Source organism: Halovivax asiaticus JCM 14624 (assembly GCF_000337515.1).
Taxonomy (GTDB): domain Archaea; phylum Halobacteriota; class Halobacteria; order Halobacteriales; family Natrialbaceae; genus Halovivax; species Halovivax asiaticus.
Genome location: NZ_AOIQ01000017.1, coordinates 182,961 through 207,489, shown reverse-complemented (window position 1 = coordinate 207,489; position 24,529 = coordinate 182,961). Strand labels below are relative to the sequence as shown.

Here is a 24,529-nt window from a genome sequence, read left to right as displayed (position 1 = left end):
CGAAAGTGGTATTATTCGCGTCGTGAGAGGGGCACATAATGCTAAATTTTATAGTGTTGATTGTAGAGGCTAGTTTGTGTTATGTTACCAACAGACACCACCGATAGTGAACGTGGAGAAGTCTCTCGCCGGCACGTCCTCGGAAGCGTCGGCGCTGCTGGCGTCGGAGCAACCGGGCTCACGGGAGCGACCGCCTCCGCGAACGCGGCCTGTGAGCCGCGCTGGCAGCCCGAAGCGTGCGCCGTCACCGTCGAGGATACACTACTGCTCGAGGGCTGCGGGGACGACGGAGGGACGACCGTTCCAGCCGGTACGGAAGCGCTACTTCGGGACTACACCTGCTGTGGGGAAAGCGGCGTGTACTACTACGTCGAATGGTGCGAGGCGAACTACCCCGATGGGTTGGTCGCCCAAGCGGCCCTAGAGCTGACGCCTTCCTGTTGTGGCTCCTGCTCGTTCCGATGGCCGATCGAAACCTGCGTCGCAACTACCGGCTTCGAGGTTCCCATCTATGGAGAAGAATGCGCCGCGGAGCCCCAGGCCGTCACGACGAGCGGCGCGAGGGGTATCGTCCACGAACGAATCTGTTGTGAGGTAGATAGTGGCCTGGTCCCGCGCTACCTCGTCGAGTGGTGTACCGACGAGTTGCCCCCCGGTTGGGTGGACCAGTCGGCTCTCACCGTGTCGAACGGTTGCTGCGGCGACTGTGAGCCGCGCTGGACACCCGATACGTGCGTCGAGACGGCCGTCGACGGGGTACCGATCTTCGAGGAAGCGTGTGTCGAGGAGCCGATAGACCAACTGCCACGGAGAATGCAAGCGACCATTCTCGAAGGCGATTGTTGCGACGGACCGGTCGGCCCGACGCCGGGATACTACGTCGAGTGGTGTGATCCAGACCTTCCGGTCACGTGGATTCGACAGGCTGACCTCGTCGAATCGAGCGGCTGCTGCGGTGCGTGTGAACCGCGCTGGAACCCTGAAACGTGCGTCGAGACGGCCGTCGACGAAGCGCCGATTTTCGAAGAGGAGTGCACCGGAGAACCGATCGAACGACTTCCGCAAGGGGTACAAGCGACAGTCCTCGAAGGCGGTTGCTGTGAGGGCGCAGACGGCCCGACGCCGGGATACTACGTCGAGTGGTGCGACCCGGACCTCCCGGTCGCGTGGATTCGGCAATCGGATCTCGTCGCGTCGAGCGGTTGCTGCGATTCGTGCACGTTCGAGTGGGACATCGACGACTGCGTCCAGGTCAGCGTGAGCGACCCGCCGATCTTCGAGTCGGCCTGCGGTTCTGAGCCGGTCGTCGTCGAGGCGCAAGCGATCGTCGCGGATCGACGCTGTTGTGAGATCGACGGCGAGTATCACCCTCGGTACGCCCTGCAGTGGTGCGATTCGTCGCTTCCCGACGGGTGGGTTGGCCCCGACAGCCTGTCCGCGGGGAGCGGGTGCTGTGGTGGTTCGTAGCATCACCCCACTGAAGGGTGTTCACGTCGAATCACCCCGCCGCGACGATGTCGTCAGTCCGCGGCCGCGATCTCGACGTTGGCCTCGTCGGCTTTTCCGATCGCTTCGACCAGCAGTTCCGCGACGTCGACGATCTCGATCTCGTCCTCGAAGCCGCCGGTCTTGCGCCCGTCCTCGTACATCGTCATGCACATCGGACAGGCGACGACGAACTTCTCGACGGCCGCGCCAGCGTCGGTGTCCTCAAGCGCTTCTCGCAGCCGTTCCTCGCTCGGCTTGGGTTCCTCCTCGAAGTCCATCCAGAGACCGCCACCACCGCCGCCGCAGCAGAACGAGTCGGCGCGGTTTCGCGGCATCTCGTGGAGGTCGGCGCCAGTCGCCCGGATGAGTTCGCGCGGGGCCTCGTACTCGTCGTTGTACCGCCCCAGATGACACGGATCGTGGTAGGTGACGGTGTAGTCGAGTTCCGTGCCGGTGAGGTCGAGTTTCCCCTCGGTGACGAGTTCCTCGATGGCCTGCGTCCAGTGGTAGACGTTGATCTCCCCGTCGGCGTTCCACTCGTCGGTGTACTCGAACGGCATCATCGGGTCGTCGGCGAACTCCTCGAAGTCGAGTTCGGGGTACTCGTTCTCGAACGTGTTGTAGGAGTGCGGGTCCGTACAGACGATCTTGTCGAAGTCGCAGTCCTCCCAGGTCTCGACGTGGTGGCCCGCGAGTTCGACGTAGAGGAACTCCTCGCCGACGCGGCGGATGTCGTTGCCGTCGTACTTCTCGTCTTCGAAGAGGATGCCGAAGCTGACGTCGGCTTCCTGCAGGATCGTCGCGAGCGAGCGAGCGACCTGCTTGTTTCGCTCGTCGTAGCTCGGGTAGTCACCGACGTACCAGAGGTAGTCGACTGACTCCTCACGGGCGTCGGTCAGGTCGAACTCGAGTTCCTCGGCCCAGGCGGCCCGGTCGCGCGGACTGTCGCCGAATGTGTTGCCGTCCTGCATGACGTTCTGGAAGACGTCTTGCATGGACGAGCGGACGTCGCCCTGGTCGGTCAGCTGGCGGTTGAGCTTGGTGAAGCTCTTCAGATGCTCGATCTCGACCGGACAGGCGTCCATACAGGCCATACAGGCCATACACGACTCCATCGTCTCGCTATCGATGACGGACGTGCCGCCGTCGGCGATGATCGGTTGCTCCTCCGTCTCGCCGGCGTCGAGTGACTCCCGGTACTTCTTCAGGTCCAAAATGACGTTTCGGGGGTCGAGCGGGCGATCAGACGCCTTCGCCGGGCAGGCGGCCGAACACCGGCCGCACTTCGTACAAGCGTCCTGGTCGAGCATCTCCTTCCAGGTGAAGTCCTCGATGGTCTCGGCGTTCGTCGCGTCGAGGTCGGCGGGGACGTTCGGCAGCCGCTTGCCGGCCTGCTCGTCGCGCGTGACGACGTTCGCGAACGACGAAAGCATGTGGAACGGCTTGGCGTAGGGAATCCACGCGATGAAGAAGAACGCGTTCAGCGAGTGGAGCCACCAGATCGCCCAGTGGAGGTTCTCGACGTTGAGTCCGCCGGTGTTGAAGCCGGCCGCCTCCGGGCCGAGCGACGCCAGGCCCATCCCGTCGAACGCGAGTGCGAGTGCGTAGCCGACGAAGCTCACGCGCTCGAACTCTGGAATGCCCATCGAGTAAATACGCAGCCCTTCAAGCAGGAAGCCGCCGATCCCGAGGGCGAACAGCGACCAGATAAAGAGGTCGTCCTCGAACGACGTGTGGCGGTCGAGCAAGCGATGGTTGCCGACCCAGTAGCGCCGGTAGAGCGCCATGCCGATGCCGACGACGAACAGCAGCCCCATCGCGTCCACGACGAACTGGTAGGAGAGATAGAAGTCACCGACCCAGGCCGAGGGCTGGTGCAAGATCTTCTGGACGGCGTACTCGTCGGCCATGATGATCAGCGTCGCGATGAACAGCGTCAGAAAGCCCCACATGATAAAGGAGTGCATCAACCCGCCGTAGAGGTCGCGGTTGAACTGCTTCTCGTTCGAGAGGACGGTCTTCGTCCCACTGACGACCCGGCCGACGAGGTCGTCAACGCGCGGGAACGGGTCATCGGAGGCTCGCGCGTAGCGAGCGAGCCGACTGTACGCGCCGTAAGCGAAGACGAGGATGGCGATCGTCGCGAAGAGGTAGAAGGTCAGGTACTCGGTACCCGTGAGCCCCCAGTACGTCTCGCGTGTCGCCTTGCTCGTCGCGAGGGGAACGGCACCGTCGAGAGGCCTGAACATGCCCTAGTGACCGGAGTAAACCACCTTAACTCTTGTCACACTCGATCGACCCACCCGGCTCACGTCCCGCACGAATTCACACCTGGTTTAGAATTGTCGAGCCGTATCGCGCGACTACTCTGGGGCGTTCGCAGGACGGCGCGGGTGTGTGGTGGAATCGAGAGAGAGAGAGAGAGAGAGAGAGAGAGAGAAAGCGGTGATCGATTCCACCGGCATCCGTCGGTGCATGTCCGCCAGGGCCTCAACATCAGGTAACCGAACAATTAGGGTCGCTGACTCGCAAGGACCGTTAATGGTCGTCTCGAAGACGGTGCTCGGACTCGGACTCGCCGTGGCTCTCGCGCTCGGGTATCTTTTATCCAGTATTGATCGCGTGCGCTGGAGACGACGACTGTCCAGCCGGTTGATCTATGGTATCCCGTGGGGAACGGCGGTCACAGTAAGCGTCCTCGTCGCGTTCTACCTCTTCGCCCAGCACGGGTTCGCACACTGGGAACGACCGGTCACCTACCCCTACATCTCGTGGTCGTACTTCTACCCCACCGGCTGGCTCACCGCCGGGATCGCGCACGGGTCGCCTGCGCACCTCGTCTCGAACGCGACGGCGACGGTCGTGTTCGGCGTTATCGCGGAGTACACCTGGGGGCACTACCCGCCGTCGGAGCGCGGGCGGACCGACGAGCCCGAGCTGGCACCCGACCACCAGGACGGCGGATCAGCCGAACCAGGGGGACGGGTCGGACCAGCCGAACGAGTCGGACCGTCGCACCGATCGGGCGGCTGGCTGGCGAATCCGTGGGTTCGCGCACTGGTGGCCTTCCCCGGTACGCTTTTCGCCATCGCTCTGCTCACGTCCGTCTTCTCGCTCGGCCCGGGGCTCGGCTTCTCCGGTGCCGTCTACGCCATCGTCGCGTTCACGCTCCTCGTCGCACCGCGCCTCGCCGTCGGTGGCGTCGTCGCGAGTGCGGCACTCGGCGTCCTCTACGATGCCGTCACGAATCCGATCGTCACCGCGGGGATCGAGTCGGGCGCCCCCTCGCCGCCGGGCTGGGCCGGCGTCGGCTTCCAGGCGCACCTGCTCGGGTTCCTCCTTGGCGCCATCTGCGCGATCGCCGTCCTCCGCACACGCGAGCGGACACCCGCTACCGGTTCGATATTCGGGGCGCTCCTCCTCGTCGGACTCGCCCAGTCGGTCTGGTTGCTCGTCTGGCCCGGCGGCAGCGATACCTACACCCTCTATCGTGGAGTCGGCGTCACGTTCCTGTTCGTCCTCGCCGTCGTCGTCTCCGTCGCCGCGACCGGACCGACCCGGCGACTGCCACGTCCGCTCGCCACGGTCCCACGGATGCCGAGTCGGAAACGCCTCGCCATCGTCTGGGTCGGTCTCCTCACCGTCGCACTCGGCCTCTTCGTGGCAGCACCCCTCGCGATGGGGGAGGCCTCCGGATTCGTCGTCGGGATCTTCGTCGTCGCGTACGCCTTGCTCGTCATCCCGGCCATCCCGCCGCTGCTTCCCGACCGGCTCACCGGCGGCCCCGTCGACTATCGACAGGCCGCGCTCGTCACGCTCTGTGTCCTGGCCGCCGTCGTCGCCGTCGTCGGCGTTCCGTACGGCTTCACCCTGATCGACGGAGAGCCGACCGGAAGCGGCGCCGTCGACGTCGGCGAGTACACCGTCACGTACGAGGAGAACGCGAGCATCGATCGCACGATGCTCGGGTTCCCCGAGGACGCCCAGTCGAACGCCACCTACGACGGGCTACTCATCGCCAGTGACGACCACGAGGTGTTCACGATCGGCGAACGAGCTGACGTCATCGCCTACGACGGCGAAGCGACCGTCGCCGTCGGCGGCCCGGGAGAGTACGAAACGATTCGCGCGGAGCGCACCGGCTGGGAGGTGCTCGGAAACGAGACCGTCTACGCGATCGACCTCGTCGTCGACGGCGATCGAACCCGCTCGTACGCTACCGCGCCGGTCGAGACCGGTGCGCAATTCGACGAGACGCGGGTTCTCCTCGCGCCGACGGCCGACGGATTCGAGGTCCGCTTCGAACAGGACGGTGAGACGACGACGGTACCCGTGCCCGAGGTGAATGGCTCGCAATCTGCCGGACCCTTCGTCGTGCGGACCGAATCCGGCGAGGACAGCGACCGGATTACCGTCTCTCGCGACGGTGTGACGGCGACGATCGCCGAACGGGAGACGTATCCGGGATCCCAGTAGTCCGATATTACCCGTCATCTGCCACCGATTGAGTGAGTTAACGGAGACTTTCGGAAATGGCCATTGGTGCCGGCATCCGTGACTCTCACCGACGAACCGGAGCCGTTTTAGGACCGCTTCCAGTGCGTGTGTGCAATGACGGGGGACCTTGGGGTCGAAATTGTCCGCGAAATTGCCGACCGAGAAGATGTCGACGCGACAGCGCTCACGCCACCGCTACACGACGTCATCGACACTGATGCACTAGAATCGTTGTTCGAGCCGACCGCGACGACCGACAGAGTGGGGCCCGGAGCGGTCTCTTTTTCGTATTACGGTTACGACGTGGCGGTCACCGCCGCTGGCGACGTCCGTGTCAGTACGGCCGAGACGACTCCGTCGGGCGCCAGCGCGAGCCGGGAAGTGCCACTCGACTAGTCGACGACCGCCAACCGGACGCTAGCCGACACCCACTACTGACGTCCGTCGCTTTCATGAACGTCGGTCAGCGGTTGCACTCGACCGAGTAACGGAGACCGTGGTCGAACTCACCGGGGATAACCCACGCCCGAGAACCTGCTCGCTACGCTCCCCAGAAACTCGGTCTGATTCAAACCACTTGTTTCCACGCTCTGCTCCTCACGTCCGTACGTCGCGGAGAAGTGCGAGCGCGTGGATCGTGAACCACGCCGAGACGGTCGCTCGCTACGCAAACGGTTACACCGTTCGCATCGCGGTTCTCACTTCGTTCACGGGTCGTTTCACTCCTCGTTCACACAAACGAGGCCTCGCATACGCTCGGCCTCGCACTCGTTCCGAACCGCGCTACGCTCGCGCTGCGACTCGTCTCCTTCAAATCGCGCGCTCGTCACGTGCTCGCCGCTCGCGAGTTTGCTCGCGGCGAGAGAAGTGGGACCGCGCGGTCTAGACCCGCTCTCAACGGAATTCTCTTGTCTGGCGATTCTTCTCGATCGGGAATTGTGATTCGGTGACATCGTTACTCGAAGGTCAGTTTCTGCAGGTGCGGTCGTCGGCGCTGTTCCATCCGGTCGCGCTTGCTCGCCTTGTCGTAGTACTTCTCGATCACGTCCTGGCTGGCGTCGACCCGCTCGCGAACGACTTCACGGGGAACGCCACAGTCACGGTGCCAGGTGATCGAGCCGGTTCGGACGTGGTGGGGCGCTCGCGACGAGGGGCACTGGCTCGAACTGCTGTGGTTCGTGAAGTCGCACGTCGGCCGTGAGTGGCCGTGCGGGCACGGCTGATGCACGCACGGGAACGTCGCCCGGTACATCCAACTTCGAAGGGTGTTGGTTATCGGCCGGCCCTGAAGCGACGAGAAAAGCGGTTGGCGGCCGTAGTCGTCGTGTGTGTCGGCGCGGTTCGTTCGGATGTACGTCGAGATCGCCTTCGCGACCGATCCGTCAATCCCGACGATTCGCTCGCCGTTGAGCTTGTTCTTCAGCGGGGTGTCCGTCTCCGGACGATGTGCGAATTCGAGCGACTGCTCGCCGGCGTCGAAGTCGCGGAGATCGAGCCCGCGAATCCCGCCGAGTCGAGCACCGGTGTTCCAGGCGACTTCGAGCAGGACGTGATACTTGGATCCGTATCGGTCGCTGGTCCGGTAGTGCTGGAGCAGCTGGATGGCCCGCTCGGCGTCGAGTTTCGTCTCGCGGGATTGCTCGTCCTCCGGAACGTCGGGGACGTGGACCTTCTCGGCCAGCCCATCGCCCACGGCTTCGATCCGTTCGAGGTACGCGATGAACGCCTGAAGCGTATCCATTTCGTTGTGCAGGGTGTACGAAGCGACGTTCTGGCCCGATCGGGCGGACTCGAACTGATCGAGAATCCAGCCGTCGAGTTCGTCGACGGTCTCGATCTCCTGGCGCTCGCACCACTCGACGAATAGCTTCAGCCGATACCGGTACGTGACGAGCGTCTCGTCGGTCAGTTCGGTCTTGCGAGCGTTTAGATACCGCTCGAAGGCCTCGCGCGGCGAAAGGTCAGTCGGCCGCTTCATTGCTCACCCCGGCTGATCGGATGGCGATTTGCGGACGGTTCGCGTCGTCGAGCGGGACGTTCAAGGCCCCGCGCCTGAATCTCGAACATGGCTTCGGTACCTCTCTTACCGGAGCCGCCGCGGACCTGGTGCCCATACACCAGTCCGCATTTTCGTGCCGGACCTGACGGACAGTCAGGACCGCGTGAGTCTCCGGTTGGCTCACCAGTCTCTACTCCACCACTATAAAGATAGCTACGATATCGTAATCTAAAGACTACAATATCGTATCCAATATCACACGGTTCGGAAGATGTAAGAATTCGCTTTGTTAGATACGAACGATGAGGGAACCCGGTGACTGGATGCAGAATCCAACCGATGAGCGGATTCTGGAAACGCTGAATACCGGGTTGGAGCTTGGACCGACTACAATCTCGAAGAACATCGACAAGCACCGAGTGACGGTGAGCCGGCGACTCGATGTCCTGTTCCAATACGGGCTCGTCGAAAGACCCGAAGAAGGCTACTACGAGATCACCGACCTCGGCGAGCAGTACCTCGCCGGCGAGATCGACGCGGGCGAGCTCAAGCCGAGCGACGAATAGCCTCACTTCGCGCCACCTCGAAGCCGCACGTCCAACCGCTCCCGCGGGATCAACGCGCCAGTTTTCTTATCCCGGAGTTCGGCGAATTCCGGCTCACAGTCTTGGCTGTGCGTGCGAGCGCACTGCTGACACCAGAAGTGGTTGTTCGTAACTTCCCAGGATCGATGCCCCTGTGGGCAGGTGTATCGCCAACGATCCGTCTCTGAGTCGACTGAGACCAATTGTTTCGAAGACACAGCAGGAACGAGATGCCGATTTGTAAAGGAGAGTGCCCTAAGCCGCTTAGTGAAAGTGAAACTGGTTTTCCGGTTTTCCGATAAGTGTAAGACGGATTGGTGATAATCAGGGGTGACCGATGGGCTCGCAGAAGGATTACCAACTACTCGAATCCCACATCGAGAGCAACGAGACCGCGATAGACGCTGAGGAAGAGGGAGAGGAGGGGGAAGACAACGGTAGGAAATACCTCCTCACTGATCGCCGACTACTCTGGCTCACGCGTTCTGACAGAGGGCGAGAGACCATCACCGTCAAATCCCTGTTCTTGGACGCCATTGGGACAGTTTCTGTAAAACAGCAGAAGTCCAAAGAGTACGATGAGGGTTACATCGTTCTTGGAGCGATGTTAGGAATACTCGGTTTTTTCTCGATTGCCTTTATGGGACAGGCAGAGTCAGAAGTACAATCATTTCTCCTGGTAGCAGGACTGTCGTTAGGCGTACTTGCTGCCGTCGTCGTGTACGAGGGACTTCAAACCAAACCTGGATACGTGAAAGTCACAATCAAATCAGCGGAGGGGGAGCGGACCTTTGAGATGGAATTAGCCGGCGGAAAAGCGGAATTCGCTAAGGCCATTTCCAAGACGGCAAGCGCCAGCCACTCACCAGCAAAAACGCCAACGAGAACAGTCGGATAATCAGCGGTTTGGCCGCTTTACTCGGGCGAACTCGCCTCCTTCATCACACTGCCAGAGAGCCGGTTCTCCGCGCTCAAGTTCGAGCTCGTCGGCGATCTCCTTCGGGACGGTCACAGTAACGGTCTCATCCGCATCCCGTCCCTGTACCATCACGCAATCGGCGAAGGTCTCTCTGACTCCCATAGCGGAGCGAGTAACCATCTGGTATAAAACATCTACGACGGATCTATTGAGGCACCCACGAGGATATTATTAGATTCCTATATGTTAGGGGAATTGGCCGGGTAGGTAGGGCAACGGCCGACTCCTCGGCCGTACCCAATTATGGCAGCGAGAAATATCACGTTCGGCGGCGGAACGACTAACAACCAGATCGACCTGATCGACGTGGCGGCGCTCGTCGTCGTCCCGATCACCTGGGCGCTGATGGTCGGCGTCTTCACCTGGCAGATCAACGTTTTCGGCGGCTACGACTTCACGCAGTCCCTGTGGACGATCGCGGGCGTCTCGATCTCGCCGGCGCTGCTGCTCACGCTCGGTGGTGAAGCCTGGATCATCGTCACGAACATCCTGAACTCCAAGACGGAACACGGCCAGGAGGAGATGGCTGTCATCGGGACCGCACTTGCGCTCCCGCTGCTGTATGTCTTCGTTCCGGCCGTCGAGAGCCTCGTCAACTACCACGACATGACGCAGCTGGCGGCCGTGCTGTACCTCTCGGCTGCGTCGGTCTTCGTCTCCTACCGAGCGTGATTCCCATGCGACCGGATACGCACAACACGCTGATCCGCGGAACCTTCGCGGCGCTCCCGATCTTCCTGATCGTCTGTACGGTCGGGTTCATCGCGCTGTTTAGCGCGACGGGTGCCGCGGCCGTCGACACGGATACGGGAACCGAGATCGGCAACGAGACGGTCGAAGTAACGAACGCAACGACGGAGGTCACCGCCTACGTCGCGAACGAGTCGGCGATCACGACGGAGACGAACGTCACGGCCTGGATCTATCCGGGCACCGACACGGCGAACCTGACGGCCGTCGCGAACGCCACGACCACGCTGAACGCGACGGACACGTCCGCGGCGATCACCGTCGACGTATCGAACGAGACTGTCGAGCTCGAGGCGGCCGAAGACTGGATGGCCCTGGTCGTCGGTGACGGGAACGCGTCGGCTGTCACGCTGACGGACGTGGACACGACCACAGCCGGCGGCGGGGGTGGCGGCGTAATCGGTGATGAACAGACGGCCGGCTTCGCGGCCGGCGTGCTGATCCTGGCCGCGGTTGCGTTCGCACTCGCACGGAGGTTCGACTGATGAGTTCGGCCCAAAGCCCACAACAGGGTGTCTCCCGGCGCGACGTGCTTCGGATGGCCGGCGCCGGTGCGGTCGGGACGGTTGGCCTCGTGTCGGGTGTCCCGCCGTTCTCTCCGGTCGGTCGCGCAGAGGGCGTGATCTGCGGCGGGATCTGCTCGGCGGTAGCCGCAGCTGGGACCGCGGCGGCAGCTGGCGCGGTGGCTGGCTGGGCACTCCGCGAGTACGAAGTGATCGGATCGGACGATCCCCCGGAGGGGCTGACTCCTGACGCCCTGAAAAATCAGGTTTATCAGTCCGCAGAAACCCGATTCAGCACCCTCAACTCGACGTTCACCGACAACATCAACATCGCAGAGACGGGGCTGAGTCACCAATTGTACGCTGACGGCAAAGTCGCGGGCATCGAATCTCTCAACAACCAGGACACGCAGGAGACAGTAACCGCGACCGCGAGAGAGGCCGCGAACGCCCATGCAACCACCGTCCTAACCAACTACTTCAAGAGTTGGAACGAAGCCGTGAACGAATATTATTCGTTCCGGGCGGCCGTCTCTGACCACCCCGATTTGGCTACTGGTGATGTGTTCGATTTCGAGTTGGTGTCTGAACATGACCCTCTGCAGGATAAAGAAATTAAGTCGAAGGCTACGAAAACTGTCGATCTCCCTGATGGCTCGACGTTTGATCTGCAGTGCTATCAGATCTATTGCGTCGGGAATTACGACAATTATCAGTCGAACTTCACCCTTCAGGTGTCGCCGGTCGGGGTCGAGAGAGTTGATGGTAGTCTCGATGGCCTTGACACCATCGAGGACCTACGGTTGACCGTCACGGGATTGGATGCAACCATTTCCTACCTATCGAGTGAGGGCGCCACAACCGTCTACAACCGACTAAATAACGTCATCACGGAGGTTTCGGACGGACTGACCACCTGGGTAGATGGCGTTTACGGACAGGTCCAAGCTGGTGAACTCGATACGGCGGAACTACTCACGCCGCGCGAACTCGCGGAGATGAGTACCGGCGAAGGCGAGTTTAACCAGGCGATCCAGGACCTGGCGGCTCTCAACATCCCGGTCGACTTCGAGCGCGAGGCGGAAATCTACCTGCAGGAATCCGATTCGACCCTGTACGGGCAACTCGCACCAACGAGCGTGCCGGACGGGGGAGTAAGCAAAGGTGACGAGATCGACCCTGAGACGAGTACCGCCGACTGGTATTTCACTTACGACGTGAGCCAGGGGCACGGCACCTGGTCAGATTACGAGAGCGCGGTCAACGGCGGGGTTGTCACCTTCACCGCGGAACCCTTCGAAGGATCGAGATACGTTATCGAGACGGTCGCCGGCGAGTCGGCCGAAGTCGTAGCGGATGACTTCACGCCGGACGATCCCGACAACCCGACAGCCTGGACGGTGGACATCTCCGGCCAGGTGCAGAACGCGATAACCGAAATCGAGGGGGTCGCCGTCTACTCTCAGACGGATGAAACCGAGTACTGGACGGTGCAGTTAGACGAGACGTTCACGGTCAAGAAGATCACCGACTCGGACGGCAACGAGGTCGAGGAACTCGATTTCAGCCAGAACGAACCACAGACTGACGACAACTACATCACCGAGGAAGAATGGGCCGCGATGCAGGAGCGCCAAGAGGAGCTGATTAAGAAGTACGAGGAAGCGAAGAACGACGGAGGAGGCGGCTGGTCCTGGCCGTGGGAGGGCGGCGGAAGCGGCGGCATGATCGCCGGCGCGGTCGCGCTAATTGGTATCGCCTGGGGAGTCGGGCAGGTCACGGGGAACTAACGATGAAACGGATTTTTCTGGCGATGACGGCGATAGCGGTCGCGCTGGCCGTGGGCATGGGCGGCGCGACTGCACAGGCACAGAACGCGACGAACGAGACTACAGTCGAGGGAACGCCGGTCGACGAAGACCTCACCCTCACCGACTGGGAGTTTTCGGACGGCACGTTTACTCTGACGTTCGACCTCCAGGGCGAGCGCCCGAAGACGGTCACCGTCGCTGAATCCACACAACCAGGCGAGGGCACGCAGGCCAGCGCCATCCGGCGAGAACGATTACTTCCAGGGGAGAACACAATCACGCTCACGACGCGGACAGCAGGCGGCGAAGCCGCTGCTGCAATCACCACGTCGGACTCGATCGACGCCGGCCGACAGGTGACGGTCTCGACGGGACAGACGACCGGAGAGAACCCATTTGCCCCGTTCGGTGGCACGTCTGGCGTCCTATCCGGCGTCGGCCTCTCGATGCTGATGTCCGGTGGCGCGGCCGCGTGGGTACTCAGAAGTGAAGAAAACGGAGTGATCAAGGCATGAACGACATATCCACGACGTTCGGAAGTTGGAAGGACCGGCTGACCTACATCGTCGCCGAAGCGCAGCTGCTCGTCGCGGGCCTCCTGGTGTCGACGGCGATCGCGATCGTCTGGCTGAAGCCAACCCTGCCAGGAATCCCGCCGGTCGTGATGGGGTGGATCGCCGCGTTCATGCTGTTAGGACCGCCGCTATTCGGATTCTTCGTCTGGCTCGTTCGCAAGCTCCGGCTCCGGAATATGATCACGGTTCACCACATCAACGGCGTCACTGACGACAGAGAGAAGTACTACGTCGAGCCCGAGGTATGGAAGAAAAAGACCGTCGAAGGGCCAAGTCCGTACGTCGTCAACGACGGGGACGCGTTCGAAGTGCGTGAATTCGAGTGGTTCGACGAACAAGACGAGCTGATCGTCACCGGCTGTCACTTTTCGGAACTCGCCGACTCGAAGCTCATCACTGTGAAGGCCATGATGGAAGACATCCACGGCCAGTTGATCGAGACCGCGATCGCGTACAACAAGCTGCGCGCCCGCATCTCCCGCATGGGCGTCGAGATCGAGCGCGACGTCGTGAACTTCCAGGCCGAAGCCGACGAGCGTGGGCTAATGGGCCAGAAGACCGCCGTGAAAGAACGGTTCGAGGCCGCCGAAGACGAATCGCAGGAGTGGGACACCGACGAGATTCGCGACCTCGGAGACTACGAACACGAGTACGATCCGGTCGCGAACCCCGAAGGCGTCACCGTCGACGCTGGCCAGCAGGCCGCCACGGACGGGGGTGGGCAGCGGTGACCGACGAGCAGGAGATCTTCACCGCGGCACAACTCCGCGAGCATCAGGACGGTTACCAGGCCCGCGCAAACCGCGAACTCCTCCCGCACACGGGTATCGTCCGGGATCCGAAGATCGAGCGGGCGCTCTCGATCCGCGCGGTTCACTACGATCCGACGGAGTGTGACCGGCCCGACGAACTCCCTGCGAAGTCCAAAGACCTCGATAAGCATCGCCAGATCCAGCGGATCGAGGGCACGCAGGTCGCCCGCCAGGCGCTTGAAAACGGCGACATGGCGACGGTCAAGCACCTCACCGGCGACACCAACCAGCGCGCGGACGTAAGCGGTATCCAAGCGATCGGGAACGTCGACGATCTCGTCACCGGCCCGGCGTCGATCATCTACATCTACGCCGAGCCCGGCAGCGGGAAGACTGACTTCGCGCTCCTGCTCGGCCAGCGCTGGCGCCACCACCAGCCGGGGGACGCACTCGTCGCGTCGAACATCCAGACGCTCGAGGAAACCACCGAGTGGACCGACGGCGAGGGCCGGCTTCGTGACGGCTGGCTCGCCAACTACGGCGCGCTCGACGAGTGGATCAAGCAGGACGGCGAACCCACCGAGAACGAACAGACGCCGAAGCTGTTCATCTTCGACGAGGCGTCGAGCCACGCTGCAGGTGGCGGCGCACAGGGGTACGAAACCCGGCAGAAAATGGGGCCACTCGTCTACAAGATCCGCAAGTACGGCGGGTCGCTCATCATTATCGGCCACGACGGCGGCGACGTTCACCCGATGGTTCGCGAGCAGTCGAAGGTCGTCAAGAAGGACGGGAAGAAAGAGGCGACAATCTACGACTCGATCCGGAATCGCAAGCCCCAGGGCAAGATTGCGGTCATCACCGGAATCCCGCCGACTGACTGGCGCTTCGACACGCACGAGGCGACCGCCTGGAGTTGGCACGACCTCCGTTCCGACGACGAGGGCGAGGATGTAAGCGAGAAAGAGGCTGTGGAGAAGGCCGCGCTCTACACCGTAATCCGGGCGAAACAGCAGGGGATGAGTAACCGGCAAGTGGCCGAATTCGTCCCGTGGAGCCGTGAGACCGTCCGGAAGCGATGGAACGAATACGATCGTAACGGAAAACACACTGAGGCCGTTGCCAACGTGGAGGCCACAATCGCATGACGGGAGTGCGATGGCATCTTGGCAACGACACGAGACGCCCCACTACTACTGCGGTTCTCTCGAAACCCGTCGAACCTTGCGGCCCACCGCTCACGCCTGGTGACAGCCGAGAGGAGTCGATATATAAAACGCGCGTGGCGCGTGGTTCGGCGTGAATCGCTCGAAGCGGGCGAACCACTTCGGTACGATCTGCGAGAAGCGGATGGCCGCGAAGCGTCGCTTCGATCTCGAACGGGCGAGCTGGCACGATGCCCGCTTCGGGAACGGCACGCCGGTCGAGATCAAGTCGACGATGCTCGAACACGCCGACGGCCAGCCGGGCAACTTCAAGGTATATCACGCCTATCACCGAAAGCTCCGGCGGCACAACGGCTGGTACTGCTTCGTCGTCTACCGACCGCACGGCCGCTCAGGCTGTACGATCGTCAAGGACAAGATGGTCAAGGCGGCGAACCTCCCGCTGCTCCGGTGGCACGGTGGCGGCGATCACCGCGAAACCCAACAGGCGAAGATCGCGATCGGCGACGTGCTCTAATCCGGTTGAGAACGGGTGCCAGTTGAAACTTTCCAGATCAGTCTTCAAGATCCTCTCGCAGATCGTGCCGGATCCAATCAAGATCGTCGTGATGCTCCTCAAGCCACTCTACTGGGGTTACCGCTTCTGCGAGTCGATCTCCCCGACGCACAATGCCGTTCGGCCGAATCGAATTGCTGCGGATCGTGTCGCGGCCAGAGTTTCCCCTGACGTTGTGCTGGTATGTGATCGCCTCAAGTCCACCGTCGCGAACGGCGATAAGCCCGCTCGGCATCCCGTACAACCGTAGCAGTGCGTCGAGCAGGCGCTCCACGTCCTCGTCTTGGCGGCGGATGAGCAGTTCGGAGAGTTCGCGTCGAACGACTCGCTTCCGCTGCAGGTGGTACTTGATCGGATTCTCCATACAGCAGCATTGGTGGAGCCGTCGACGTAGCCCTATCCGGGTCGTTTCCGTTCTTCCGATACGTACCTTTTTATCCTATCACGCGGCCACCCTGGCCCGATGAAGCTCAGTCAGGACGACGCGGTCGTGCTCATCGACGCGCTCGAACTGCTCGAGCAGTATCGCCCGGCCGACTCGAAACGCGCTGCCCAATGCCGACTCCTGGCCGCGGAACTCGCTACGGAGTTCGACCTCCCGGTCACTCAATGAATTCCGTTCTACCGTAGTCATGACGTCGCAGGTAACAGCCCTCGTCGAGGGTCAGTACAGGCGAAGAAAGCAACGGAGCAGCAATCAACTTCATCGATAGCAATCAAGCCCCGGTCGTGCGTTGTCCGTCAAAGCTAACAGATTCAATAGAAATTAGATGGCGAAACTAAACCGGGTGATGGAAATTTGTTAGGGATTCTGCTCCATGAACTGCATATTGACCGCGTAGTCAGTATTCTTTGACCCCTGTGACCGATTCAGAACAGCTATCTGACAACCAGCCTCTACCATGCACAATGGCTTATCGAAAGAGCGTTGTATCGTAATATGCCCATCCTTGGGGAGCCGGAGAAATCGCCGCGTCCTTTCGTCAGGATCATCCTCATCCGGCTGATTCCGGATCACTAGTTCAAACCAGTTCTTTTCTTCAGCGTGTATACTGAGATTTGTTAACCGCGAGCGATGAGGGCTCTTGAACGCAAGAAGATCAGACCTTCTACTAGGGCCACGAACGCGGGCGCTCCGATTCATTTCCTGATAGTCATCAGTTCGGCTGGACATTTATTTTGGGGTTGGATCTTCTACATGATTTACCTCATAATCTGCTCTGAATCCTGGGTCGACAAGGTCCTTCGCGTCTTCCTTAGAATCAGCTTCTACAACGGTCTCGACGCTGCCTCGGCCAAATTCGCCCGTCTCGGTAGCTACCACCCGATAGTGGGGCATGGGTAGCACCGAGGATAGGGCTGCACCGGTATAGGCGTTTCGATTATTATAGTATTTAGATGTGTTAGCCCCTTACTAGCGCCTGTCCCTTCTATCAATATTCATCGAGAGACTGTTCAGCCTGTTCAATTATATTATTTATTTTAGAATGAAAGTCAGTATCTTCTGTAATTCTACGCTGCTTAACGTCAATGAGCCACCATTCATTAGCAGTATCTCGGAGCAGTTCAAGAAAGTCGTCATCGTCAACTGTAGAAGGATGACGGCGACGATATTTACGAAGATCTTCCACAAATTCGTCCATACCATTCTTCCGGGCTACTTCTGGACCCACAGGCTCCTGCCTCTGTTCAAACTCTCGGCGTAAAATTTCCCGCATTCCTCTGGCAGCATCAAGTACGTCTCTATACCAATTTTCTACTTCTCGCAAACGCCACTGCTGATGTTGCTGGTGGGTGATATCCACGAGGTTTCTTGTATTCCATGTATATTCGATTGTTACAAAAACTAAGGCCAACGTGGCTATAGCGCTGGCTGTAGGACCTACAGCACTTAGATTCTCTACGGCATTAGTCCAGTTGTTTGGGTTTATGAGGAAGCCAATGAGTATCCCCATTACGAATCCAATTATGCCAATTACCCACCTTAATGGTAGCATCCTCGTTGAGTATTCATCAGGTGCTTCAGCCGCATTTGACATGCTGTGAACCATTTACGATGATGAAGAAAAAAGTTCTCGTCTTCTTCACTCCAATTTAACCTAGTATAGACTACAACCATTTATGTCATCAAAAGAATAGCAACTGAAAAGAGACAGGTTCTGAATATGATATATATTCAGCAGAGTTCTATCAAAACCTGTATTTCCTGAAAGGATGAAGCGCGTTAGGTTTGCATCCGCACCTACCGGTTGTTTCAGGTTTACTCAGTTGAAGGGAGCGGCCTGACTCTCATCCTGTCTCCATCGTAACCATGGTATCAATCTCGAAATTTACTGCTCTCGTCGAGAGCGTCTCGGCGATCTCCTCACGCTGCTCGGCGGTGAGGTCGTCCCGTTCGATCACCTGGCGAGCTGCCGCTACGAGCGCGGGGATGTCTTCGCACGCCGAGACCACGGCTTTCGTCTTGTTACAGTCGTAGAAGTCGGCAGCGCGTTCAATAGCGTCGTTCCGGTACGCCTTATCGCCGTCCGTTCGAATTCGCATACTCGTACACACGGACCCCCAGATCCTAGTTTTTTCGTCTCACTGGACCCGGCCCACAGCCCATAATCGGGGGCGTTTCTGTCAGGCTAACCGAGTGGTTGGCCGGCGCGTCGCCTCGATCGGCGCGGGATATGCACACGGCCAGCTGGCGCTCGTGTGCATATTCGGGAAACCGGTTCTCTCGGCGCGCAAGTGGTGGCTTCCGAACAACCAGCTAACGAAGCACTTCCAATATCAACCGTTCAAGGAACTTGCTCCCGTGTCAGACCCACCCAGGAAAACATCTTTTTAGCACCAATGAAAAGGGGTTAAGGATGATTGACGTCAATAATATTCAGAAATACCCCGATCATACAGAGCAAATTGAGAGATTAGAGCAAAAGGATGGCGTAGACAAGATACTCCCTCAGCATATTGGAGGGGAGAAAGAGGGTAGATTCTGTACTGCTTTCCTCGTTCTCCAACAGTCATCGGCGAAAATATTCAGTCTCCTTGAGGAAGAAGGCGAATATGAATTCAAACCATTGTACAACTTTTCATTAGAGAATGAATACCATTCCTATGGTGAAATTTGGAATCGGGATATAATTTTCCAGTGGGAAGATCGAGAGGTAATAGACGTAATGCAGAAAAAGATGAAAGCCTATGTTCGTCGGTTTACCCTCGGTGAGAAATATACTCTGGAACAGATTGACCGATTAGTCGAAGAGGGGGAATGGACCGATGATAGGGAAGATCCACCAGAATGTAAATGCAAAAACCAGCCTAAAAACGAAGAGCAGTTGAACCAATTAGATCTAACTATAATCAGCTGTGCAAAATGCAACAGCCCATACAGACTTTCTATAGGTGGCACAAGTCAAACGCTCTACCGGACTTCATTTGAACTTGATTGGATAGAAGGTGATTGGGGGAAAGGTTGCAAGCCTATCGAGCGTGATTGTCTTAGATTCTATGAAGTTGAAAGCGATGGTGAAACTACTACAGCGGATGCCACCCTGCACGGGTTAACAAGAGAATCACAGATAGAGTACCCGAATTTTGGCTATTATCGTGGAGATCATCAGAAGGGGCTATTAATCGGAAATCCAGAAATCGGTTCTGAAGGAGAAATTGTGGGATATCTTCTCTGGAATCAACCTGGCCAAGTAGACCGTCCTTGTCTGCAACAGGTGTATGTTCGGCCAAAATACCGAGATGAGGAGTATGGCGGAAGGTTGCTAAATATGTGGCATGAGGAGGTTGTCGAAGAAAGCAGGTATTTTGCAATAGACGTCAGCGAATCCGGGATGGATTTCTTGAGAAATCACAATCATGTTACTGAGGACAGAGATTGTCCCGCAATACCTGCTGAACTTTGGGGGTCATGGGATACGGAAGGCGTAGATGTAAGTAAAACAGCTGCAGCAGACGTAATGCGACGACAGGGGTACTAAGATAAATTCATTTGTGAATATAGGCTCATATTACGATGATAATTTAGCGGCTTCTCGATCCGCTTTCGATCCTCGAGTTCCACGTCGGAGTGCATATCAACATATTCCGGATCGGTTCAGAATCGTTGTTGAGCACTCATTTACCTCACCCAAATTTATCGAAGAACTCGCGAGCTTCTTCTTCTGGGCTTTGTTCTCCGTAATCTTCGACACCGGCTGCTTTTTTTGCCTCTGACCATGAACCATATCTATCTTGAATAGTGGACGCTGAGGGCCTAAGGCTTAATTTCCTATATTCGCTCAAACTGGGTTCTGAGCCAAGAATGTCAGCGGCATTTTTGAGCGCATTGATACAGTTTTCCTCGGTGTACTCTCGGCGTGATTCGCGATTCAAGCCCGCCTTTGCGATGGCGAGCTGCCAAGTGCCGCAATGATCCGAGATCGTAGATGCGGAAGGGGAGAGGTTCATCGAATCGTATTCGTCCATGGTCGGGGTCCGGCCAAGCTGATTCGAAGCCCTGATCAATGCTTCCAAACAATCCGATTCAGAAAACTCCATTTCGCAGATCATGATTGGGAACAGTCATTAACCTTTCTACGATATTGGTCGGATATCCTTTTACCTCATTTCATTAAATGATCCTGGCTGTCATAGCGGGGATATAATGGCTCGTGCAATCAATTAAAAGTAAATGTGATTCTCGCCGTAATACTCTCGAATCCTCTCAATTTTCTCTTTGTCGTTGGGATCCACCTCCGGTCTGAGATCCTTGTATTCTGGACTCGTCCGATATTCATGGAGGCAATAATCGCAAACAGGAATTCTCCGTTCCGGGAAATAAGAGCGGAATTCATTGTTCTTCTTACTCGAGTGGTGCCATTCCTCACATATTGCGCATTGAAATGACCCCCTTGGAATCATGCTCCAAGACAGGTGCTGGCAGCCTATTAACTTTTGTGAGGATTGGAGTCGAAGACAGTAATCGATTTGAAACTGTTACGCGGTAAATATAGTTCCGCCGAGTTACCTGGGCCCGCCCGACCACCGTTTCATGTGCTTCAACTGGAGATTGCGAAGGCTGTGGGGGTAGCTGTGTAATTTTTTGGCTCTGTCCCCTTGGGGACACGCCCCAAGGGGGTTTTCGCGCGCAGCGCGAAACGACCCCGCCGGGGTCGCGGTGCGGTCGCGACGGTCGAGCCCATGCCCACCGCTCGAACGCAACCAAAATTGCAACATACGCTAACGGATGAAAGTCTGTTTGCTGAAAACAAGTCTCGGAAAAGCGTTGCCACTACGGGGGCCATTTCAGCGGTCGGCGACGGCGCCGATGTAGCCAGTCTCCGTCCCGCCGTCCGGTGTCTGCCACTTCATGATCGCACCACGGATCACCGCCGGATCGTTGCCTGAGTGGCGCCACTTCTCGATCGCCTGGCGAGCTGCCGCCTGGACCGACTCGTACGAACTCGTCTTCAGCCAGGAGAGAATGCCGTCGATCCGTAGCGTCTCCGGATCGCCAGTCTCGTCGTCGTAGCGCATCTCGGCGCCGTACTCCGCGACCCACTGCTGAAACGGCGAGACGTCGGCCACGTGCTCCGCCAGGTGCATCACCTGCTGGAGGCGGTCGGCCGTGCTCTCGATGGCGTACTCGGCGCTCTCGACGAGCGCACGAATTTCCTCCTGGAACTTCCGGGCTCGGTAGGAGACGTGGCCGGAATCGAGTTCGACGAGCTCGCCGAGTTCTTTGATCGCCCGATAGATCGTCGCGGGGTGCTTCCCCAGTTCGTCGGCCAGGTCGCCGACCCGCTGGCCGCCGTCCGTCGCAATCGTACCGGCGACCTCCTCGGCTGTGTCGCCCATTTCGCGCAGCGTCGTCACTAACAGGTGGTCGCTTTTCGCTTCGAGGCCCGGCGTCGGATCCTGGTAGATCTCAACGGGTTTCTCGCGCGTCTCCGCGGCAAAGTGGTCGTCTTCGACGTACACGCCGCTGCCGTCCGGATTCAGCGGGATGTCTTCCCACGCCAGGAAGTTCATCAGCGTTTCCTCGATCTCCTCGACTACCTCCTGGCGCTCGGCCCACGCCCATGACTCGCCATCGTTGAACGACTGGTTCACGAGGACCTCCACCTTCGGGTGGTAGGACGGGTGATCCTTGCTCACTGCGTCCGGATCGGCGAGTAGGTAGATCTCGAACTTCCGACCGTAGCTGTGGCCGGGAAACAGTTCGCTCACGGCTGACGGCGGGAGAGTAAGCCGATTTTGGTGGTTCACAATCTCCTCGTTGTCGATATCGAGCGTCATCTTCACGCCCTCGGTATCGGCCAGGTGGTGCGTGATCTTCTGGAGGACACCCGACTTTGCCATGCGTTCGGCCCACTCGCGACGCGCCCGTACGTACCGCTCGTGTGCCCACTCACGGCTGTACTCCGGATGCGGCGGCTCACGGAAGTACTCGCGATACACCGGCTCGCCGGCCTCCTCAAAGATCGCCTGGAAGAACTCGGGCAACAGTTCGAGCGCCCGCTCGGGCGTCACGTTCGAGGGCTTATACTCGACGTCGACGCCTTCAGTCTCGCCGAATTGGTTCTCCCACGGAAGATTCACCGGTTCACCGGTCTCCCAATGGCGCATATCGGCGAACCGCGGAGAGATGTTGTAGGTGGACTTCGATTCACCCGGCCCACGGCCGATAATGTCCCACTCGTAGAGACGAGGAGCATCGATTGGATCGCTCTCCGCCGGTGCAAACCCCGATTTCGAATACTTCACTTTGATGAACCAGGGTTCTCCGTCGATCTCGGTCGTGAATTCGAGGTACCCCTCGTACGGTGGTCCGAGCATCACCTTCGACAGCGCCTGATACGGACCGCGACCCCACTCGTCCCACTTCCACCGGCCGTGGCTCTCGTGAGGGGCGTCCGCGACCTGCGACATGGGTCACTCCTCCGCGGACCGCTGGGTCTCGATCAACCCGGACAGCACAGCCGTCGGGTTCCACCACGTCGCCGAGCCGCACCGGTAACAGATGTGCTTGAACGACGTGAGCGCATCCGTATCGAGCGTCACCGGGTCGATCTCGATCGACTGGCCGACGTCCTCCGGTCGCACCTGCTTAACGTGGACGTGCTGGCAGCCCGTGCAGATCGCGTCGACTGGGAAGCCCTGGAACCCAGACTTTGGACTCGCGAGTTCGGCGTTCAGGTCCCGGTCGGTCTCGACGCTCACGGCAGCTCACCTCCGTCGGTCGCGAGTGTTTCACTCGTCCGCCGGTCCACCGTCACGATAACGTCGCGGTGAATCGGCCCACGTTGGAGGAGAACCGTCTCCTCGCGCTCGTACGCGGGGAACGAACGCATCCCCCAGGAATTCCAGCCGAACGCGATGACGGCTCCACCAGGTCGAACGAGTTCGTTGAACTGGCCGAGCGCGCTGTAGACGTCACTCGCGTGCAGGCCGTCGTACTTCTCCTCGGCCTGTTTCTGATCAAACGGCGGATCGAAAACCACCGTGTCGAACGACTGCGGCCCAAAGTGCTCCGCGATCGTCGCGACGTCGAGATACGTATCTGCGTCGCGGTCCGGGTTCAGGTCGTTCCTGACGATCTCCCCGTCGTGGTGCAGCTTCGTCTTCCCAGCGCAGGCGTTCAGAACACGGCCGGACAGGATCTTCTCGACGAGCCGACGGGCGGGCGTGTACTGGAATGTCCATCGTCCGAGCATCCGGGCCGACCCGTCTGGATCTCGACCGCCGTTCGAGACGATCTCGGTGACTGGTTCTGGCCGTTCGGTCCCGTCACTCGACACGGCGACCACCTCGCGATTCGTCGACCGTCTCCGGGTCGATCACGTGCGACCAGGCGAGTTGCGCGACCTCCTGCTCGGATCGGTCAGCGTCGACATCGTACCACCGACCGCGGAGGAGTTCGTCGAGGAGCGTCGCAGGCACGATCGCCCGCGCCACGTTCGGCAGACCCGGCCGCGGGACGTAGACCGCGAGTAGGTACATCCCGGCCGCGTCGAGCAGCTGCTCGTGCGCTCGCCGTTTGACGTAGAACCGTCCGCGCGTCGAACGCGAGCCGTTGCTCGTCCGGACCTGGCAGGCTTTGATCTCGATCGGCGTCTCCGGCTCGACGACCACGATGCCGTAGAACGGCAGCGCCGTCGACGGTTCAAGGAGGCCGGTTGTCTCCGCGTCGTGCCAGGTGGCCGTCGCGTCGCCCACGTAGCCCAATGCGTCGACCGCCTGGATGACGTCGGCCTCGATCGCGTCACCGCTGGCCTTCGGACTCTCGATCTCCCCGAGACTCGCTCGCGAGCTCACGGCAGATCACCTCGCGATCGGCGAACCTCGCGAACGCACTCGGGACACAGGCGACTCGTCGCGGCGGCCGGTTCGCCACAGCGCTCGCAGTCGTCGCTCTCGACGAGACGATTCACGCCGGCTCACCTCCGGCCTTGTCGACCGCCTCGCGGACTTCGATGTCGCTCGCCTGTTTTGCCGGGTGGACGATCGTCGAGCGCGTCTCCACGTCGTACAGCGCCGACGCGCGGACGAACGCGTCGGTCACTGTCGCTCACCCCCGTCAGTCGCGACGGGACGGCAGAGCGCCTGCACTGCTGAAGGGAGTTCGTTCAGCGGCTCACCGAATCGGCCCGGGTTTTCGAGCGGATCGGCGATCGGGACGGACTTGCCCGCGGCGCTCCCGCGGTCGATCCGTGGGCGAGAATCGCAGTTGAAGCAGCGATGGGCTCGGTCCTCGTCGTCACCGTAGCCGCGTCGGAACTCAGGGGTGACGTGAGAGCCGCATTTACGGCACCGATTCGCCCGATAGTCGGGGTCGAACCGGTGCATCACCGGCCACCTCCGAATACCTGAGACTGCTGAAAACAGG

Annotated in this window: 27 protein-coding genes; 14 read left to right on the top strand and 13 right to left on the bottom strand. The window is 59.7% G+C overall.

Going from position 1 to position 24,529, the window contains the following annotated elements; translation table 11 throughout:
• Positions 1-81 precede the first annotated feature (81 nt).
• On the top strand, positions 82-1,467 hold the full coding sequence (locus C479_RS11245; protein WP_007702435.1) for a hypothetical protein: 1,386 nt from the start codon (positions 82-84) through the stop codon (positions 1,465-1,467).
• A gap of 53 nt (positions 1,468-1,520) precedes the next feature.
• Here the strand turns inward: C479_RS11245 and C479_RS11240 are convergent, their stop codons facing one another.
• Positions 1,521-3,737 carry a (Fe-S)-binding protein gene (locus C479_RS11240; RefSeq protein WP_007702432.1) on the bottom strand — a complete coding sequence of 739 codons (2,217 nt, stop codon included), beginning with the start codon at positions 3,735-3,737 and terminating at the stop codon, positions 1,521-1,523.
• 292 nt (positions 3,738-4,029) lie between these two features.
• On the opposite strand from C479_RS11240, the gene C479_RS11235 reads away from it, so the two are divergent.
• The gene (locus C479_RS11235; protein WP_007702431.1) at positions 4,030-5,964 is read left to right on the top strand and encodes a rhomboid family intramembrane serine protease; all 1,935 of its coding nucleotides are present in this window, start codon (positions 4,030-4,032) and stop codon (positions 5,962-5,964) included.
• A gap of 135 nt (positions 5,965-6,099) precedes the next feature.
• Positions 6,100-6,381 (top strand): HalOD1 output domain-containing protein, encoded by a 282-nt coding sequence (locus C479_RS11230; protein ID WP_007702430.1) that lies wholly within the window; start codon positions 6,100-6,102, stop codon positions 6,379-6,381.
• A 559-nt stretch (positions 6,382-6,940) separates the two neighbouring features.
• On the opposite strand, the gene C479_RS11225 is transcribed toward C479_RS11230, so the two are convergent.
• Positions 6,941-7,963 (bottom strand): tyrosine-type recombinase/integrase, encoded by a 1,023-nt coding sequence (locus C479_RS11225; RefSeq protein ID WP_007702429.1) that lies wholly within the window; start codon positions 7,961-7,963, stop codon positions 6,941-6,943.
• A 323-nt stretch (positions 7,964-8,286) separates the two neighbouring features.
• Between C479_RS11225 and C479_RS11220 the strand changes: the two genes are divergently transcribed.
• Entirely contained in the window at positions 8,287-8,550 is a 264-nt protein-coding gene (locus C479_RS11220; RefSeq protein WP_083893859.1) for a winged helix-turn-helix domain-containing protein, read from the top strand.
• A gap of 355 nt (positions 8,551-8,905) precedes the next feature.
• The gene (locus C479_RS11215; protein WP_007702426.1) at positions 8,906-9,466 is read left to right on the top strand and encodes a hypothetical protein; all 561 of its coding nucleotides are present in this window, start codon (positions 8,906-8,908) and stop codon (positions 9,464-9,466) included.
• Here C479_RS11215 and C479_RS11210 read toward each other — a convergent pair whose 3' ends face one another.
• Positions 9,467-9,649 carry a hypothetical protein gene (locus C479_RS11210; RefSeq protein WP_049907252.1) on the bottom strand — a complete coding sequence of 61 codons (183 nt, stop codon included), beginning with the start codon at positions 9,647-9,649 and terminating at the stop codon, positions 9,467-9,469.
• A gap of 141 nt (positions 9,650-9,790) precedes the next feature.
• Here C479_RS11210 and C479_RS11205 point away from each other — a divergent pair, with 141 nt between their 5' ends.
• From C479_RS11205 to C479_RS11175, 7 genes are all read left to right on the top strand, one after another.
• Positions 9,791-10,219 (top strand): hypothetical protein, encoded by a 429-nt coding sequence (locus tag C479_RS11205; RefSeq protein ID WP_007702420.1) that lies wholly within the window; start codon positions 9,791-9,793, stop codon positions 10,217-10,219.
• A gap of 5 nt (positions 10,220-10,224) precedes the next feature.
• Positions 10,225-10,782, top strand: a complete 558-nt coding sequence (locus tag C479_RS11200) for a hypothetical protein (RefSeq protein WP_007702417.1) — start codon at positions 10,225-10,227, stop codon at positions 10,780-10,782.
• A gap of 53 nt (positions 10,783-10,835) precedes the next feature.
• Complete coding sequence (locus C479_RS11195) at positions 10,836-12,590, top strand: hypothetical protein (RefSeq protein ID WP_152415882.1); 1,755 nt, start codon at positions 10,836-10,838, stop codon at positions 12,588-12,590.
• 2 nt (positions 12,591-12,592) lie between these two features.
• Positions 12,593-13,126 carry a hypothetical protein gene (locus tag C479_RS11190; protein WP_049907251.1) on the top strand — a complete coding sequence of 178 codons (534 nt, stop codon included), beginning with the start codon at positions 12,593-12,595 and terminating at the stop codon, positions 13,124-13,126.
• Positions 13,123-13,917, top strand: coding sequence for a hypothetical protein (locus tag C479_RS11185; protein WP_007702408.1), 795 nt, complete (start codon positions 13,123-13,125; stop codon positions 13,915-13,917). Before C479_RS11190 ends, C479_RS11185 begins: the two co-directional genes overlap by 4 nt.
• Positions 13,914-15,086 (top strand): ATP-binding protein, encoded by a 1,173-nt coding sequence (locus C479_RS11180; RefSeq protein ID WP_007702405.1) that lies wholly within the window; start codon positions 13,914-13,916, stop codon positions 15,084-15,086. The genes C479_RS11185 and C479_RS11180 overlap by 4 nt, the downstream gene beginning before the upstream one ends.
• Positions 15,087-15,237: 151 nt before the next feature.
• Positions 15,238-15,621, top strand: a complete 384-nt coding sequence (locus C479_RS11175; RefSeq protein WP_049907250.1) for a hypothetical protein — start codon at positions 15,238-15,240, stop codon at positions 15,619-15,621.
• Positions 15,622-15,658: 37 nt separating this feature from the next.
• Here C479_RS11175 and C479_RS11170 read toward each other — a convergent pair whose 3' ends face one another.
• Complete coding sequence (locus C479_RS11170; RefSeq protein WP_007702400.1) at positions 15,659-16,024, bottom strand: hypothetical protein; 366 nt, start codon at positions 16,022-16,024, stop codon at positions 15,659-15,661.
• Between the two features lie 99 nt (positions 16,025-16,123).
• Here C479_RS11170 and C479_RS16265 point away from each other — a divergent pair, with 99 nt between their 5' ends.
• Positions 16,124-16,273 (top strand): hypothetical protein, encoded by a 150-nt coding sequence (locus tag C479_RS16265; RefSeq protein ID WP_161607173.1) that lies wholly within the window; start codon positions 16,124-16,126, stop codon positions 16,271-16,273.
• Positions 16,274-17,093: 820 nt separating this feature from the next.
• Here C479_RS16265 and C479_RS16110 read toward each other — a convergent pair.
• Together C479_RS16110 and C479_RS11160 are read right to left on the bottom strand one after the other, a co-directional pair.
• Entirely contained in the window at positions 17,094-17,699 is a 606-nt protein-coding gene (locus C479_RS16110) for a hypothetical protein (protein WP_152415881.1), read from the bottom strand.
• 250 nt (positions 17,700-17,949) lie between these two features.
• Positions 17,950-18,204, bottom strand: a complete 255-nt coding sequence (locus tag C479_RS11160; RefSeq protein WP_007702389.1) for a DUF7692 domain-containing protein — start codon at positions 18,202-18,204, stop codon at positions 17,950-17,952.
• A 314-nt stretch (positions 18,205-18,518) separates the two neighbouring features.
• Here C479_RS11160 and C479_RS16105 point away from each other — a divergent pair, with 314 nt between their 5' ends.
• Positions 18,519-19,640, top strand: a complete 1,122-nt coding sequence (locus tag C479_RS16105) for a hypothetical protein (RefSeq protein WP_152415880.1) — start codon at positions 18,519-18,521, stop codon at positions 19,638-19,640.
• Positions 19,641-19,785: 145 nt separating this feature from the next.
• On the opposite strand, the gene C479_RS16100 is transcribed toward C479_RS16105, so the two are convergent.
• From C479_RS16100 to C479_RS11135, 7 genes are all read right to left on the bottom strand, one after another.
• A complete protein-coding gene (locus C479_RS16100) occupies positions 19,786-20,199 on the bottom strand; it encodes a homing endonuclease associated repeat-containing protein (protein ID WP_161607172.1) in 414 nt (137 codons plus the stop codon).
• Positions 20,200-20,946: 747 nt separating this feature from the next.
• A complete protein-coding gene (locus C479_RS11155) occupies positions 20,947-22,572 on the bottom strand; it encodes a DUF7845 domain-containing protein (RefSeq protein ID WP_007702387.1) in 1,626 nt (541 codons plus the stop codon).
• Positions 22,573-22,575: 3 nt separating this feature from the next.
• Positions 22,576-22,863 carry a hypothetical protein gene (locus C479_RS11150; protein ID WP_007702384.1) on the bottom strand — a complete coding sequence of 96 codons (288 nt, stop codon included), beginning with the start codon at positions 22,861-22,863 and terminating at the stop codon, positions 22,576-22,578.
• Positions 22,860-23,441, bottom strand: coding sequence for a hypothetical protein (locus C479_RS11145; RefSeq protein WP_241430187.1), 582 nt, complete (start codon positions 23,439-23,441; stop codon positions 22,860-22,862). The genes C479_RS11150 and C479_RS11145 overlap by 4 nt, the downstream gene beginning before the upstream one ends.
• Positions 23,431-23,958 (bottom strand): hypothetical protein, encoded by a 528-nt coding sequence (locus C479_RS11140; protein ID WP_007702378.1) that lies wholly within the window; start codon positions 23,956-23,958, stop codon positions 23,431-23,433. The genes C479_RS11145 and C479_RS11140 overlap by 11 nt, the downstream gene beginning before the upstream one ends.
• Before the next feature lie 112 nt (positions 23,959-24,070).
• On the bottom strand, positions 24,071-24,205 hold the full coding sequence (locus tag C479_RS16935) for a hypothetical protein (protein WP_007702373.1): 135 nt from the start codon (positions 24,203-24,205) through the stop codon (positions 24,071-24,073).
• Positions 24,202-24,489: a DUF7563 family protein gene (locus tag C479_RS11135; RefSeq protein WP_007702370.1), complete on the bottom strand. Its 288-nt coding sequence runs from the start codon at positions 24,487-24,489 to the stop codon at positions 24,202-24,204. Before C479_RS11135 ends, C479_RS16935 begins: the two co-directional genes overlap by 4 nt.
• Positions 24,490-24,529: the final 40 nt, after the last annotated feature.